The following is a 14,857-nucleotide window of genomic DNA, read 5'->3' as shown; positions in this document are numbered from 1 at the left end:
TTTTGTGGTCTAAACTGAACTTGCACATCAACAAATCTTAACTATATTTTAACCCCATGTTAAACTGGTTTGGAAAAAAACATCATCATCCCCAAATCAAAGTGACTTGATGTTGACATAAGGGGTAAACTGAGTTAAGGGTGACAGGCGCGAAACCGTTTTCACCTGAGTAGGACTCAAGGGCTGATTAATCTATGAGCCCCAAGTTATATACCACGGCAACCTTGAAAAGTCAAGTAAATTGAGCCCAAAACCACAAACTGTAACATTGAAATGACCCTGACTTTGCCCGCAACTGAAAGAAAACTCAATATTTGGCCCGGTCTGATTGAAGCATACCGGGATTATCTACCTGTTACCTCAGCCACTCCCGTTGTCACCCTGCAAGAAGGTAATACCCCCCTAATTCCAGTCCCCACCATTGCCGCCGAAATCGGAAAACAGGTGCAGGTATATGTGAAATATGACGGATTGAACCCCACCGGGTCATTCAAAGACCGGGGGATGACCATGGCCATATCCAAAGCAAAAGAAGAGGGAGCCAAAGCCGTCATTTGTGCCAGCACAGGTAACACCTCAGCATCAGCCGCCGCCTATGCTCGTCGAGCTGGATTAAAAGCATTTGTCGTGATTCCATACGGCTATGTAGCCCTGGGGAAACTAGCCCAAGCGCTCCTCTACGGTGCGGAAGTCTTAGCTATCGAAGGAAACTTTGACGAAGCCCTAACCATTGTGCGGGAGGTTTCCCGTCAATATCCTGTCACCCTAGTTAACTCAGTCAACCCCTATCGCTTAGAAGGACAGAAAACCGCCGCCTTTGAAGTGGTAGATGCTTTGGGTGATGCCCCTGATTGGTTGTGTATCCCGGTGGGAAATGCCGGAAATATCACCGCCTACTGGATGGGATTTTGTCAGTATCATTCAGAAGGAAAATGCGATCGCCTCCCCAGGATGATGGGATTTCAAGCAGCCGGAGCCGCCCCCATAGTTAATGGCCAACCAGTGCCCCATCCCGAAACCATCGCCACCGCCATTCGTATCGGCAACCCAGCCAGTTGGGATATGGCTATAGCAGCCCAATCAGCCAGCCAAGGCAGTTTTAGTGCCGTTACTGATGAGGAAATCCTCAACGCCTATCGCCTATTAGCCTCCCAAGAAGGCATTTTCTGTGAACCCGCCAGCGCCTCCTCCGTAGCCGGACTCCTGAAAGTCAAAGACCAAGTACCAGCGGGAGCCACCGTAGTTTGTGTGTTAACAGGTAATGGCTTAAAAGATCCCGATGTAGCCATTAACCACAGTAATAACCCCACTAAAGAGGGTATTGCTGCTAATTTAGACGCAGTAGCTAAAGCTATGGGATTTTAGCCCGTGGGAGGGGGTTGCTCAATTTCAGTCCAACCCCCTCCTGTAGCGTCCAGTTAACTATTTAACTTAGCCGTATTCTGAGCCTTAGTGAGCAGGTCCATGGTATCCCCTAAAGCCGTAGTTAGACTGGTGCGGGTTTCTAGGTGATCGGCTTTCTCCTTCTCTAGGGCTGCCGTCATTTGGTGGACCTGTTCCCTAGCGCGATCGCGTTCTAGGGTAATCTGGATAATCTTATTTTGCAACTCCTCCACGGTTTGTAAACCCTCAACCTCCCGCTGGGTTTGTACTCGCGTCAGAATCTCATTTTTAGCAATACCAAATTTATTCTGTAGTTGTTCAAGATCTCCGCGCAGTTGAGCGATCGCATCTTGATGGCGGCGCACCTCTTCTCGGCGCTGCTGGGCTTCCGTATTATAACGCTCTCGCCACTGATCAGCACTAGCTAAAGCCTGATCGCGATCGGATCGCAGTTGTCCTAACTGCTCTTGCAATCGCTTAATTTCATCCAACCATTGTCTAATATCCTGACTCATAACTCAACCTACAAATCCATAAGCAACCGGAAACATTCAACCCCTGGGGAAATTTAAACCATCAATTGTTAATCTCCCATAAAGATGACCTCCTACTCACCCGGTTTCTGTGTTAAACCCCCCACGACAAGTCATACTATAAAGTAGCCCTGATTAAATCTTCCCCAACCCGCAAAATGCTACTCGCATTGCCCTGTCAATTTTTATATCACCTAAATAGGGCAATATTGCACTGTCGGTTAAAGCTGCCAAGCCTTAACCAGATCATAGACTATGCTGCTGAAATTATAGTTAACCTGTTATTAACACTCCTACACCTGCTATGGAAGCTGCTGTTAACCCTGCTACAGGGATTGAAAACCCTATGGATACTCAACCGTAAAGCATGGTGTCTGGGGTTCGACTGGGTAGCTGCCAAAACCGCCGATCTGCTGATTATCCTTTTCAAATGCCTATGGTGGCTAGGTCGTCAAATCAAAAAGCGCGTGGTGGATTTTGTTCTATTCTTTACCTACCTCAATTGGCAAACTTTTCATAGTTTAGGAGTTCGTACTGTTCAACAACGGTTATACGGTTTGTCTGCCGAAATGGCTTATCACTCTACCCTAGCACTGGTTCCCGCGCTTTTAGCTCTGTTAGCCGCTATTGGTTCCAATGAATCTCTACAATCTACCCTATTGGAAATGGCGAATTTGTTAGGGGAAGTAGTACCAGAACAAGTCCAAAAATTGATTGGGGCAACTATGAGCCAATCTGGCAGAAGTCTTAGCCCTAGATTATTCTCCTTTAGTTTTATTATTTCTATTTGGCTGTTTTCTGGGGTGATTAGTTCCGCTATGGAAGCCTTAAATAGGATTCATCAAGTACCCCAAGAAAAAATCAGACCTTTTTGGAAGTCTAAATTAATTGCGATCGCCTTAACTTTGGGGACATTATTACTATTAATTATGGCATTAGGAGCCGTGTTTATTAGTGATTTTTTGGTGGAAATTATCGCCCGCAAAAGTTGCATCTTAGAAACAGTTGGTAATTGTCCCCTAGATAAAATTGATATGTGTTTGGCTCAAGAACCTGTCCAAGATTGTTTGCTTCAATCAACATTATTGGATACTTGGAATCGTCTACAATGGCCAATTACCCTCGGCATTGTCTCCACTAACTTTGCTTTTATCTATCGTTATGGTCCTAGTTACAGAAAGCCTAAAACTCCCCTAATTCCTGGCTCAATTCTAGCCGCGATTTTTTGGGCTTTAATCTCTAATTTATTTCGCTGGTATGTTTACCAGTCTGAGTATTATAATCTTATCTATGGGGCGATCGGCACTTTTATTGTTCTCCTGTTATGGTTAAACATTAGTTCCTTAGTAGTGCTTATGGGGGCACAATTAAATGCTACAGTAGGTGATGAAATTCGTCGTAGAAAAACACAAAAGGATAGTCGCTGATGAGTTGGTTTAATAAAAATGCCGTATTAGTCCCTATCGATTTCTCTGAACTTTCTTTTGCTGCTTTATCCCCAGCGCGAGAGTTTGTCCCCCATATATCGCAACTCCATATTATCCATATTTTGCATGAATTACATCCCGCAGAACCTGGCTCCATGTGGGAATCAGTTAGTCCTGAGTCTCGCCAAAAACACGCGGAAGAGGCTTTGAAAGCTGAGTTGATCAAAAGAGGATTTGATGGCGCAACAGTCACCGTTTTAATTGGTACACCTAGCCATGAAATTGTCGATTATGCTAAAGCTCAAAATATAGAGTTAATTGTTATGCCTACTCACGGCTATACTGGCGTTAAACGGGTGTTAATGGGTTCGGTCGCAGAACAAGTCGCTAGGTTGGCTGAATGTGCGGTATTATTACTTCATCAAACCTAATGCCATTAACTTTTCTGGGTAATTAAACCCTACGGCTGCGGTGGTGCGTCATCCCCAAATTATCGGGTTGAGATTTATATAGCCTGGGCTATGACGCACCCTACGGGGAATTTAGCTTAACGGTAATTGGGAGTTTGAATATTCCTTAACCGTGCTTCGGGGCGTTTAAATCGATCCATTTGCGCCTCAAAAAAGGCTCTGTTGGCTTCTAGGTGGCGGGGGTTGGGGTCATCAAGGGGATATAGTAAAGCCGTCCTTAAAGCCTGAATAACGGCTGATGTGACGCAATACATGGAACGCTGAAAAGTGTTAGCCAACTGAATCAACATATCATCCTCACCTCGGCAATATTTCTGGTAATAATCCACCAAGTAGGGAGGTAAGAAGTGATACATATCCTGCATTAATAAAGTTGGTGGTATTCCAGCGGTACCCACTGGGAAAATATCGGCGTAAAGAATACCATAATGAAAATCCTTCTGGTCATCAGGAACCTGTTGGGCTTGGGCGTTGTAGGACTTAGTACCCCGGAAAGGTGCGGTGCGATAAAAAACGGCTTCTACATAGGGTAAGGCGGCTTCATAGAGCCACATAAAACCTTTGGATTTGGGGACGATTTCATAACATTCGCCATCAATATAAACATGATGATAAATAGGGCGACCTGCGATCGCAAAAATGCCATTAACTAGGAAATTCATCGCCTCGGGTACGGTGGTCATTGTCCCCTCATCATAGCGATCGCTCATTTCAAAAAATACGGGAGCCATGACTTCCCAAAATAGCCCTAAATTGCTATAATAGGAAAGTTGCCTGACCTGTTCTAAGAACATATCCGGGAACAGTTGATATAAACCCAACATAACTGGGTTTTTGCGGAAATAGGCGCGGATAGCCCGGTCAGCATTGGCTTTATATTCGTCTGTGTCTAAATAACTGTCAAATCTGCCGCCCATTTCTCGATGCCAAAACATGGCTTGCATACAGGCTTCGGCAAATTCCATATTAACGCGATCGTGCCATAAATGATGCAGAAGTTTGGGCATTTTTCGGGTTTCCCCTTTCTGCATAAATGCCAATAATTCCGGGTGTGCGATCGCTTCTCCGCGCCAAATCCTTAAATCCGCATCATCCCCCGCATAATGGTTATGCAGGTCTAAATATTCCTGGGGTAAAAAGTATTTAAAAAACGGCAACGGATTTAAAAACACCCGTTCAGCAATATACAACAAATCGCGCCAATAGAAATCCATGGGCACCGCATAAGCCTTATAAATGCCGATAATTTGCATCAAATTTTCGGGGGTATCCGGTAGCATAGCACCTCCCGCCTCTAAGCGATGAATAATCTCAGCAAACTCATGTTGAGAAGGAGGTAATTTAGTGGGGGTTTTTTCTGATTGCATGAAACTGGTTGTCATAATCAACAGTAATTAACTAAACGGCGGGATAAAGAATCATAAACCAGAGGGATTTTCCGGTTGAATTGCTACCTGTTGCACGGGATGAATACTCAACTCCATTGCCATTTGTTTAGCTGTGGGTTCACACCAGCGTAATAACCAACTAGGTTGCACACCTAGGAACAGAATTAACAGGGCTAAAATCAAAGCTGGTGCTTGTTCAGAAAAGGCAACTTTTGGATAATAGGCTAACTCATTGTCTAGCTTACCAAAACAAGTGCGGTTGAGCAAAATCACAAAATAAACAGCGGTTAAACCAGAGGCAATAATACAGAGTAAACTCTGAATGGGGAAGACGGTAAAAGTGCCTTGAAAAACCAGAAATTCTGCCACAAATCCCACTAAGCCAGGAATACCCGCACTCGCCATTCCTGCCATAATTAATAAGGCGCTGGTGAGGGGTAAACCACGAATGGGGTTCATTAAGCCATTTAAGAGTTTTAAATCCCTAGTTCCCACTTTGACTTCAACTATTCCCACCAAGTGGAATAGAATAGCTAAAATCAACCCATGGGCGACCATTTGGGAAATAGCGCCAATCAGACTAACTTCGGTTCCCGCCGCCATAGCGACGATAATATAACCCATGTGACCGATGGAACTATAGGCAACCATGCGCTTGATATCTTGTTGGGAAATGGCGGTTAAAGCCCCATACATGACGCTAAAGACGGCGATAATGGATAATTCGGGGGCGATAATTTTCCAGGTTTCTGGGAAGAGTTGTAAGCCAAATCTAATTAACCCATAGGTTCCCAGTTTTGCTAATAAACCTCCTAGTAAAATGGTGACGGGGGCGGAAGATTCTACATAAGCATCAGGTAGCCAGGTATGGAAGGGAACTAGAGGAATTTTAATACCAAATCCAATTAGTAGAATTACCATCAATACCAGTTGGCTAATTGCTGATAAATTCTGAGTTTGAATGGCACCAAAATCAAAACTTCCTGACCCACTTAACCAAGCCATACCCAGGAAAGCTGCCAAAATCAAAATTCCTGATACGGCGGTATAAATTAGGAACTTCATCGCTGCATAGCTGCGTTTTTCGCCGCCCCAAATGCTAATTAATAGATAAATGGGGATGAGTTCCAATTCATAAAACAGCACAAACAGCAGGAGATTTTGGGAGAGAAAAGCACCAGCGATCGCCGCATTTACTAACAAAATCATGGAGTAGTAAAGACGGGGGCGATTCATGTCGGGGCGACTACTGGCGATCGCCATAGGGGTTAAAATGGCGCTTAACCCTACCAGAGGTAAAGATAAGCCATCCATTCCCAAACTATAGGATAACCCTAATTGGGGAATCCAGGGGAGATATTCTTCCCACTGAAAACCAGGATTATCTAGGTCGAAATCTAAGGTTAATTTCAGCGTCCACAGCCCCGTTAATGCCATAACAGCCAAGGCGATCAACCGAATCCGGTGGGGGGTAAAGGAAGGGGGGAGCAAGCCGATTAAGAGGCTACCAACTAGGGGAATTGCAATTAACAAACTAAGCATGATTGACCATCTGTGAGGGACTTAGAACAAACCAAGGGATAACAAACTTAACAGGAGAGTAATGCCGATTACAATAGTGAGGGCATAAAATTGAGTTTGTCCCGAAACGTTATATTTCAGGCTTTGTCCACTAAAAACTGTGGCTAGACCGACTAAATTAACGAAGCCATCGACAATAAATCTATCTATCCAATCAATAATTTTGGAGATGAAGGCGACGGCGGAAATGATGGTTAATCGATACAGTTTAGCGGTGTAGAAATCGTAAGCGAAAAAGTCCTGAACTGATTTAGACCATAATTTAACGGGTTTCTCAATACCGTTAAATACATAAATCCAGGTAGCTAGTCCAATACCGATCGCACTAGAAGCTATCAGCAATGTGGCTACAGTGAGGTTAATACCCTCCCAACTGGGTAGGACTCCCCAAGCCTTCAACAACAGGGGAATATGTAGACAAAAACCCATTAAAACGGTCATCGGTAGCACTAAAGCCCAGAGTCCCTCTGGTGATCTAATAGTCATCTGTTTAGGGGGTCCCGCAAAAATCAAGCCAAACTCACGGGTGAGACTAAAAGCAGTTAAAGCGTTGATTACCAATAAAGTAATGGCGATCGCCGGTTGACTGATCCACAGATTTTGTGTCAACTCCAACATCGTCCAAAAACCACCAAATGGCGGCACAGCGACCAAAGCCATAATCCCCACAATAAAACAAATACCCGAAATCGGGCGGCGCGACCACAGCCCCCCATATTGAGTTAAATCTTGGGTAATATTATTGAGGATAATTCCGCCGCTGGTCATCACTAATAATGCCATCGCCATGGAGTAAGTCAACAGCAGTAATAACGCCGCCTGAGTTTGTCCGGTTGCGACAGCAATAAAAGTTATCCCCATGTATGAGCTAACCGAATAGGAAACCGCCCGTTTGACATCAATTTGAGCAATAGCGATCGCACTGGCACCCACAGCCGTAGCCAAACCGATAAACACTGCTACAGACACCGCCACCGGAGACAGGGAAATCACCGGAAACACCTTAATTAATACCCAAGCGCCGCAACAGACAACTACCGCATTCCGTAGGATGGTACTAGGAAGGGGGCCTTCCATAGCCTCATCAAGCCATAAATGCAGAGGAAACTGAGCGCACTTACCCAACGGACCCGCCAACAAAGCCAACCCTAACAGAGTCGCAACAGTGGGGTTAACCGTTGCAGTTTCCGCCCATGTTGCTAATTCCGAAAAATTCCAACTTCCCGCCAGGGGATACAGGGAAACTACCGCCATCAACAGGAATAAATCCCCCACCCGTTTAGTCAGAAAAGCATCTCGCGCCCCAGTTACCACCAGGGACTGATTAAACCAGAAACCCACCAATAAATAAGTCCCCAGGGTGAGAATTTCCAAGACGATATAACTGAAAAACAGGGAATTGCACAACACCAGGGCGGCGAGTCCAGCTTCAAATAATGCCATCAGCGAGTAAAACCTCGCCCAACCCCAATCCATCTCCAGATAGCCCACAGCGTAAATTTGGGCTAGGCAATTCAGCCCAGTAATTACCAAAGTAGCGCCAATGGTTGTCACTGAGATTTCTAAGGGAATCGAAAAATCCAGATCCGCCACCTGTAGCCACGGAATCACCATCTCATAGCCAGGTTGACCCCACATTCCGCTCAAAGCGATTAAGCCATGTACAAAAGCCATCAGGGTCATCAGGATATTTATATATCCTGCGGGTCTCGGTCCGGTTTTGCGGATAATTCCCGGAGACCAGGGAATTGATAGTAGCGCCCCCAAAAAGGGATAGCAGGGAATCCACCAAATGTTTTGCAGGAAAAATTCAGTCATAACTGAAAGATTGGGATAAATTGCTAAAATCCGTTCTCCACTCAAAGGGAGATTTTATCTTCTCTTTAGATTTGCTATAGATTATAGTCTATGATGTGTAAATCAATTATCATCTGCTTCAGAAATTTACAACCAATATGCTAATCTCGGCTTATCAATAAGGCTGTAAACGTCTGATAGCTTGGTGTTGACGGGTTTTTCATGATTGAAGATTTGATGTCCCATCCCTCGGTTACAGTGACGGTTAAACTATTCGCGGCTTTTCAGGAAGCCTATGGAGTCCCTGAGTTGGTCTTGCAACTCGCACCCCAAACCCCTGTATCTTATATCCTTGATGTAGCGATTAGTGAATATCCCCAATTGCAACAATGGCGGGATTTAACCCGGTTTGGGGTTAACCTGGAGTTTGTCAATCCAGACACCTACCTAAAAGACGGAGATGAGGTGGTTTTAATTCCTCCCGTCAGTGGTGGCTGCTAAGAGTCTCTGGATAAATGACGATAAAATCTCGGAGGCGGTGGCTATTCCTACGCCGTAGCAGGACCGCCGCCGCCAAGGAATTACTGGTAAATGTCCCTTGGGGGCGTTTAGGTTAAAGATTAGTTCATCATAATATTTCCAACTACCCTCTCGCCATCCAATGCGATCGCAAAATTTAGTATAATCCGACTCTACACTCTCCCAGATTTGCTGTTGAATCGTTAACCCAAACAATCCACTACTATAATAATCCCACAAATAATCAATTGTCCCTAAATCCGTCAGCGGAAAATTATCAATATCTTCCACATTTAACCATCCCATTTGTTCCCTTCCCGTCAGATATAAGATAATCTGCCAAGTATACTCATCAGCCGTTTTCCAATCTTCCGCCGCCAATAATTCCATTAATCCTGTATAGTCCATACCCACCTCAGACAGGGGGGGATTTTCCGCGTGATTATCTTCTAACCATATCCGCATTTTTGACAGGGTTTCTGTCACCTGTTCAGGATTAATGGTTTCGATATAATACAAGACCCAATCTAGTTGATTCCTCAGATTTTCTCGCTCAATTTTCGCCGCTGTCAGTTCCGACTCAATGGCATTTATTTTGGGTAACAAATCCGCTACCGTTACCCGCTTTCTCTTGCGTTTTCCCTGCAAATCACCTAGGTTTTTCCATGTTTCTATCGCCCAATCTAGTTGTTCGGGATGAATTTCTGTTAACTCTAAATTCCAGTTACAAACATCACAATTTCTCGGAATATTTTGCAAATATTTATATCCACAAACCGGACATATAAACATATTATAATTTCCGGGAGTTAATTATTTATTATCCATGGCTAATCATCAGATACCCCGCCTATCTCTCTGGGGAGACAAAGCGGGGAAAATCGATTAGCTTTTCGCGTAAACAGAACCCGGATTACGCCAGGAAACCTTGGGTAGAATTTCATTTTTATCTACCCGATGTTTGTATTTAATCGCGAAATTCAGCAAAGAATCCAATAGCGAATCAGACAGATAATGAGGTTGCAAACCGAGGTCTAACAGATTAGTGTTTTTCGCGTTGAAATAATGGTCTTCCAGTTCAACCCGAGGATTTTCGATATTCTGAATCTCCACATCTAACCCCAGGGTGACACCAGCCTTTTTAACCATCATCGCCAGGTCGCCAACGCTAAACATCTCCGTAAATTGGTTAAACACGCGGAAATGACCAGGTTCAGCCGGATTAGCGATCGCCAACTCCACACATCGCACCGTATCGCGGATATCCAGGAAAGCCCTAGTTTGTCCTCCCTTACCATAAACCGTCAAGGGGTGATTAATCGCCGCCTGAATACAGAAACGATTTAAAGCCGTCCCAAAAATCCCATCATAATCCAGACGGTTGATCAACAACTCATCCATTCCCGTCTCGTCCGTCAGAACCCCATAAACCACACCCTGGTTTAAATCCGTAGCCCTCAGACCCCAAATTTTACAAGCAAAGTGGATATTATGGCTGTCATGGACCTTAGAAAGGTGATAGAAACTTCCTGGCTGTTTCGGATACGGGACAGTATCCTTGCGACCATTATGCTCAATGGTAATATAACCCTCTTCGATATCAATATTGGGCGTACCATATTCGCCCATAGTCCCTAACTTGACCAAATGTGCATCAGGAAACTCTTCCCGCATAGCATACAGGATATTCAAATTTCCCATCACATTATTGCTTTGGGTGAGAACCGCGTGTTCACGATCTATCATGGAAAAAGGAGCCGATCGCTGTTCACCAAAATGAACAATAGAATCTGGCTGAAACTCTCGCAAGCTATTGATCAGAAAACTATAGTTATTGATATCACCCATAAACAGGTCAATAGACTTACCTGTTAACTCACGCCAGCGCTGAATCCTTTTTTGAATAGGGGCAATCGGTGTTAAGGTCTCAATACCTAGCTGTTGATCCCAGTGTCGGCGCACCAAGTTATCCAGAATGCCCACTTCATACCCACGGTTGGAAAGATACAGCGCCGTCGCCCAACCGCAGTAGCCATCACCACCAGTAACCAGAACTCTCATAAACTTTCAGTGAAATTTTGTATTTGTTGATACTTAGGTTAATTTATCAGCAATTGGTCCCCCTAGAAACCATTATTCCCCTAACTTCACCTCATCAGCAAAACTCGCCCAGCGCACAAACTCAAAAGGTCCAGCTACCGCACCCCAGATATGCTCATCGGTTTCTGGGTCCATACCACGATCATGGCTAATAAAGCGATCGCCGTCTATTTCAAAACTACTATCCAAATAAGTCAGTTTCCCCTTCCGTTCTACCATACAGCCTTTCCCCGGTTCCACCACTCCCTTAAATCCCTTTCCCGTCCAGTGGGTGATAAAAGTACAGCCGCATCGTTTATTCAGTTGTTCCCTCTTTAAGGCTTTCAGGCGATCGACTTCCCTAGAAGCCCCATAAAACTCCTCCTGACCATCAATCTCATAGTTCTCGATTTCGATATGATCATCTACAGGGATTAACTTCAGCACCCGCACCCGGTAAGGTTGTTTCAGGTTAATATCATAGGCCTGTTCCAGATACAAACTCAACCCATTGAGAAGTTCCCACGGCAGGGGACGCATACAGACCCGAATATGAGCGAAAAATGGCGGATTTTCAAAGGCTTGGGGTTGGTTGCTGAAGTCGGAAGCCAACCAACGCCCTAGGGTCAGAATATCTGTAGCGTGTGTCATAATAGCGCCAATAAATATGATTTCCTAACAATTCTTTCTCGATTCTGTAGGATACAACAATTGCGTACACAGTTCTAGGCAGGACAAAGCTGGCTAACCATGGGGGCGGAGAAAATGCCCGTAGCACCCCCAACCTCAATGATTGACCAAAATTGTCCATCCTCAATTATCCCTTAAATTCCGGTCAGGCGAAAAATCAATAAACCCGGAGGGTTATCTCTAATTACCACTAAACTCTGTCCACCGTCAGGAAGCCGGGGTCCTAAAGTCATACCAGTAACTTGAGCATTAATTCCTAATTCTGGGAGGTTTAAAAGCAGTTGTTTTCGCAAAGATTGAACCTTAGTTAATTTACCGCGTAAACTAGCAATGCGGGAGGTATCTGTTGCGTCTCCACTAAACACTTGATAAATTCCCGCACCCATACCACTCGCCGATCGCTCTAAACTCAGAAATGAACCTCCCCGGTTTAGAGCCACCAGTCCGGCTAACTCCCTTCCCTGGGCATCTTCATCAAAATTATACAGATTTTCCGACACTAAAAACGAAGCGCGATCGGCTATCACATAATGCAATATTCGCACTTTCCCCGCACCGCTATCTAGATCCTGCTTTAGTGATGCGTATGGTGCGACAAACAACCTAAATGGGTCCATCCCACCCGCACTAAAACCATCAGGCGCTATGGCTAGAGACTTTATGCCTAACTCCGGTTGTAAGCCTTGGGGGGGTTTGGTCTCATCCTCCTTCAACACATAGCTCGGAGGTAGTGGCACGGTATTTTTTAGTTCCCCCGTTTCTAGGTCATATTCCCCGATGTGGGAGTTATCTGTGGCGATAAACAGCGACTTGCGCGGGGAAAAGGCGATGCTGCGCGCTTCCCTAGGGCGATCGCTTAATTTGATGCTCTCCTTAATCCCAATCTTAGCAATATCTGCCGATTTGTTCCCACCAGCAAACTCCCAACCCAGGGTATATAATTCTGTCGGGTCGCTTTCGCCTTCGGACTCCCCTAGTCCATAGAAGCGAATACCTCCATCGGTCGGTTCACCATATCCGGTAATCTCATAGGTCAAATCTGACAGCCTTTGAGACTCTGGTAGTTCGTACTCACCCACAAACTCTAGGGATAAATCTAAGAACATTCGGTTCGCTGCCGAGACTTGCGGAAGGCTACATGATGTCAGCAATATCCCCACACACAGCCCTATTACAGCTATAAGGGTTCGTATTTCCACAGGGATAGCCATCCTACCATGTTCTAACCTGAATTTATCAGAATTTTCTAAATGTGTCAAGATTAAATCACTCCTAGCCACTAATTCCTAATATGAAGTTAACAGATTTTCCCGATTTTATCTATCCTTAGAATCTCTGATTATCTCTCAATTATTACTCGCCCCTACTCCGATAATTCGGATTTGTCTCTCTCACGACTACAGGGTTAGACACAGACACACAAACACTCAATAATTAAACATTAAATTAACTGCGGATTTGGGCTTGACAAGTTCGGCGACTTGACCTATACTTATATCATGGGAAAATGTGGCGGCATATATATGGTGATTTCAACTATGCCAACCCCAACAAGCGATCGCCATCCCGGAAATTCTATCTATCTCTCGCTGCTACAGGGTTAGACACAGACACACAAACACTCAATAATTAAACATCAAATTAACTGCTGATTTGGGCTTGACAAGTTCGGCGACTTGACCTATACTTATATCATGGGAAAATGTGGCGGCATATATATGGTGATTTCAACTATATAAACCATAAGAAGCGATCGCGGCAGTGTTATTCTGGCGATTATGTAGCCAAGCCCACATTTGATCACCATAGGAAAAATGCCACCATTCATGTAAATGTTGTAGGAAGCCAGCCCTGGTCATGACCTGCTTTAAAATTTGTCGATTTCGATGATATTCTAATTCTGTCATCTCAGAACTTTCAGCAAAATAATCCGGTTGAGACCGAGAAGAAATCTCATCAATATCAGAACCCATATTAACAGCACTGACCGTCACCATATCAAATAAAGTAACATCGACAGCAGCCCCGGTGCTATGGGGTGGAGGGGTAGCCGGATCACGACTAGGAATAGCCCAAAATTTATAAACTTCCTGCCACAACTGTTGTCGCTGTTGTTCCGATAGCAATTCTAAGGTTAATCCTGTAGCTTTAAGTTGTTGTTGAAAAGCATAATCAACCATAAACTGTTGTACTTCAATAGGTCGATAAGCATCAAAAACCAAAATCCGCAAATGTGGATATTCAGCTTGTAAATATTGATGAGCGTTAATTAAGCGATCGCCAACCTTCTCTCGCAGGTAATAGGGGGAACTAACGGGAGAGAGTTGATAAGGCGCACCCAATTTTTGATAGGGGTGAGGAGACTCGAAAATAAACATTTCCGAGGGAATGGGAGTCAACAATTCCCCACAATCTTGAATCGGAATTTTTTGATAAGGTTTTTCAGTAGATGTCATAGACTAATGTACCAAAAAAATCAGCCCCCCCATATACCCCGTTTATCTAAACATCATCAACCCTAACAGAGAGTTTCCGAGTCATGATTGGGGTAGTGGCTAACACCTTCCTAGCCAGCATATAGTGGGAAGGTATTAGCCACCGAAAAATCAGTGCCGATTTTTACTTATGGGTGGACTGAGAATAAACTAGGGTCCGACATTCAACATAGCAGTTAAATATAAGAAACTTATAAAGTCAGGGGTGAATTAGTCAAATTTATTTCAGCAGGTCTGCGCGACAAAAAAAACTCAGCCCCCCATATACCCTATCTATGTAAACAGCATTAGCCCTCGGAGAGAGTTTCCGAGTTGTGATAGGGGTAAGTGGCTAATACCTTCCTAGCCAGCATATAGTGGGAAGGTATTAGCCACCGAAAAATCACAAGTGATTTTACTTATGGGTGGACTGAGAATAAATCAGGGTCTGAAATTAACTGTAGCAGTTAAATATAAGAAACTTATAAAGTCAGGGGTGAATTAGTCAAATTTATT

The 14,857-nt window shown here is 44.3% G+C and carries 13 protein-coding genes; 4 read left to right on the top strand and 9 right to left on the bottom strand.

Annotated features, from left to right (window positions below; translation table 11 throughout):
• The first annotated feature begins 273 nt into the window (after positions 1-273).
• A complete protein-coding gene (thrC, locus tag P5674_RS04110; protein ID WP_006620310.1) occupies positions 274-1,365 on the top strand; it encodes a threonine synthase in 1,092 nt (363 codons plus the stop codon).
• 53 nt (positions 1,366-1,418) lie between these two features.
• On the opposite strand, the gene P5674_RS04105 is transcribed toward thrC, so the two are convergent.
• Positions 1,419-1,898 carry a hypothetical protein gene (locus tag P5674_RS04105; RefSeq protein WP_014274290.1) on the bottom strand — a complete coding sequence of 160 codons (480 nt, stop codon included), beginning with the start codon at positions 1,896-1,898 and terminating at the stop codon, positions 1,419-1,421.
• 176 nt (positions 1,899-2,074) lie between these two features.
• On the opposite strand from P5674_RS04105, the gene P5674_RS04100 reads away from it, so the two are divergent.
• Positions 2,075-3,343, top strand: coding sequence for a YihY/virulence factor BrkB family protein (locus P5674_RS04100; protein ID WP_190490337.1), 1,269 nt, complete (start codon positions 2,075-2,077; stop codon positions 3,341-3,343).
• A complete protein-coding gene (locus P5674_RS04095; RefSeq protein WP_014274288.1) occupies positions 3,343-3,774 on the top strand; it encodes a universal stress protein in 432 nt (143 codons plus the stop codon). Before P5674_RS04100 ends, P5674_RS04095 begins: the two co-directional genes overlap by 1 nt.
• Before the next feature lie 116 nt (positions 3,775-3,890).
• On the opposite strand, the gene P5674_RS04090 is transcribed toward P5674_RS04095, so the two are convergent.
• Genes P5674_RS04090 through P5674_RS04080 form a run of 3 tightly spaced genes read right to left on the bottom strand, consistent with a single transcriptional unit; the run spans position 3,891 to position 8,600 of the window.
• Positions 3,891-5,195, bottom strand: coding sequence for a CO2 hydration protein (locus P5674_RS04090; protein ID WP_410223010.1), 1,305 nt, complete (start codon positions 5,193-5,195; stop codon positions 3,891-3,893).
• Positions 5,196-5,231: 36 nt separating this feature from the next.
• Complete coding sequence (locus P5674_RS04085; RefSeq protein WP_062945576.1) at positions 5,232-6,743, bottom strand: NADH-quinone oxidoreductase subunit M; 1,512 nt, start codon at positions 6,741-6,743, stop codon at positions 5,232-5,234.
• A 21-nt stretch (positions 6,744-6,764) separates the two neighbouring features.
• Positions 6,765-8,600: an NAD(P)H-quinone oxidoreductase subunit F gene (locus P5674_RS04080; protein WP_315669815.1), complete on the bottom strand. Its 1,836-nt coding sequence runs from the start codon at positions 8,598-8,600 to the stop codon at positions 6,765-6,767.
• A 201-nt stretch (positions 8,601-8,801) separates the two neighbouring features.
• Here P5674_RS04080 and P5674_RS04075 point away from each other — a divergent pair, with 201 nt between their 5' ends.
• Positions 8,802-9,080 (top strand): MoaD/ThiS family protein, encoded by a 279-nt coding sequence (locus P5674_RS04075; protein ID WP_315669814.1) that lies wholly within the window; start codon positions 8,802-8,804, stop codon positions 9,078-9,080.
• Here P5674_RS04075 and P5674_RS04070 read toward each other — a convergent pair.
• The 5 genes from P5674_RS04070 to P5674_RS04050 all read right to left on the bottom strand — a co-directional run bounded on the left by P5674_RS04070 (position 9,051) and on the right by P5674_RS04050 (position 14,323).
• Positions 9,051-9,890 carry a GUN4 domain-containing protein gene (locus P5674_RS04070; protein WP_315669813.1) on the bottom strand — a complete coding sequence of 280 codons (840 nt, stop codon included), beginning with the start codon at positions 9,888-9,890 and terminating at the stop codon, positions 9,051-9,053. The two genes, P5674_RS04075 and P5674_RS04070, sit on opposite strands and share 30 nt — an antisense overlap.
• Before the next feature lie 93 nt (positions 9,891-9,983).
• Positions 9,984-11,159: an NAD-dependent epimerase/dehydratase family protein gene (locus tag P5674_RS04065; protein ID WP_014274283.1), complete on the bottom strand. Its 1,176-nt coding sequence runs from the start codon at positions 11,157-11,159 to the stop codon at positions 9,984-9,986.
• A gap of 72 nt (positions 11,160-11,231) precedes the next feature.
• Positions 11,232-11,828 (bottom strand): chromophore lyase CpcT/CpeT, encoded by a 597-nt coding sequence (locus tag P5674_RS04060; RefSeq protein WP_006620300.1) that lies wholly within the window; start codon positions 11,826-11,828, stop codon positions 11,232-11,234.
• 173 nt (positions 11,829-12,001) lie between these two features.
• Positions 12,002-13,126, bottom strand: coding sequence for an esterase-like activity of phytase family protein (locus P5674_RS04055; RefSeq protein ID WP_286171764.1), 1,125 nt, complete (start codon positions 13,124-13,126; stop codon positions 12,002-12,004).
• Between the two features lie 468 nt (positions 13,127-13,594).
• Positions 13,595-14,323, bottom strand: a complete 729-nt coding sequence (locus tag P5674_RS04050) for a M15 family metallopeptidase (protein ID WP_152088684.1) — start codon at positions 14,321-14,323, stop codon at positions 13,595-13,597.
• Positions 14,324-14,857 lie beyond the last annotated feature (534 nt).

This window comes from Limnospira sp. PMC 289.06, from assembly GCF_032350395.1.
Lineage (GTDB): Bacteria > Cyanobacteriota > Cyanobacteriia > Cyanobacteriales > Microcoleaceae > Limnospira > Limnospira platensis.
Note: the sequence above shows the minus strand (reverse complement) of the source record. Positions and strands in the feature narration are given on the sequence as shown.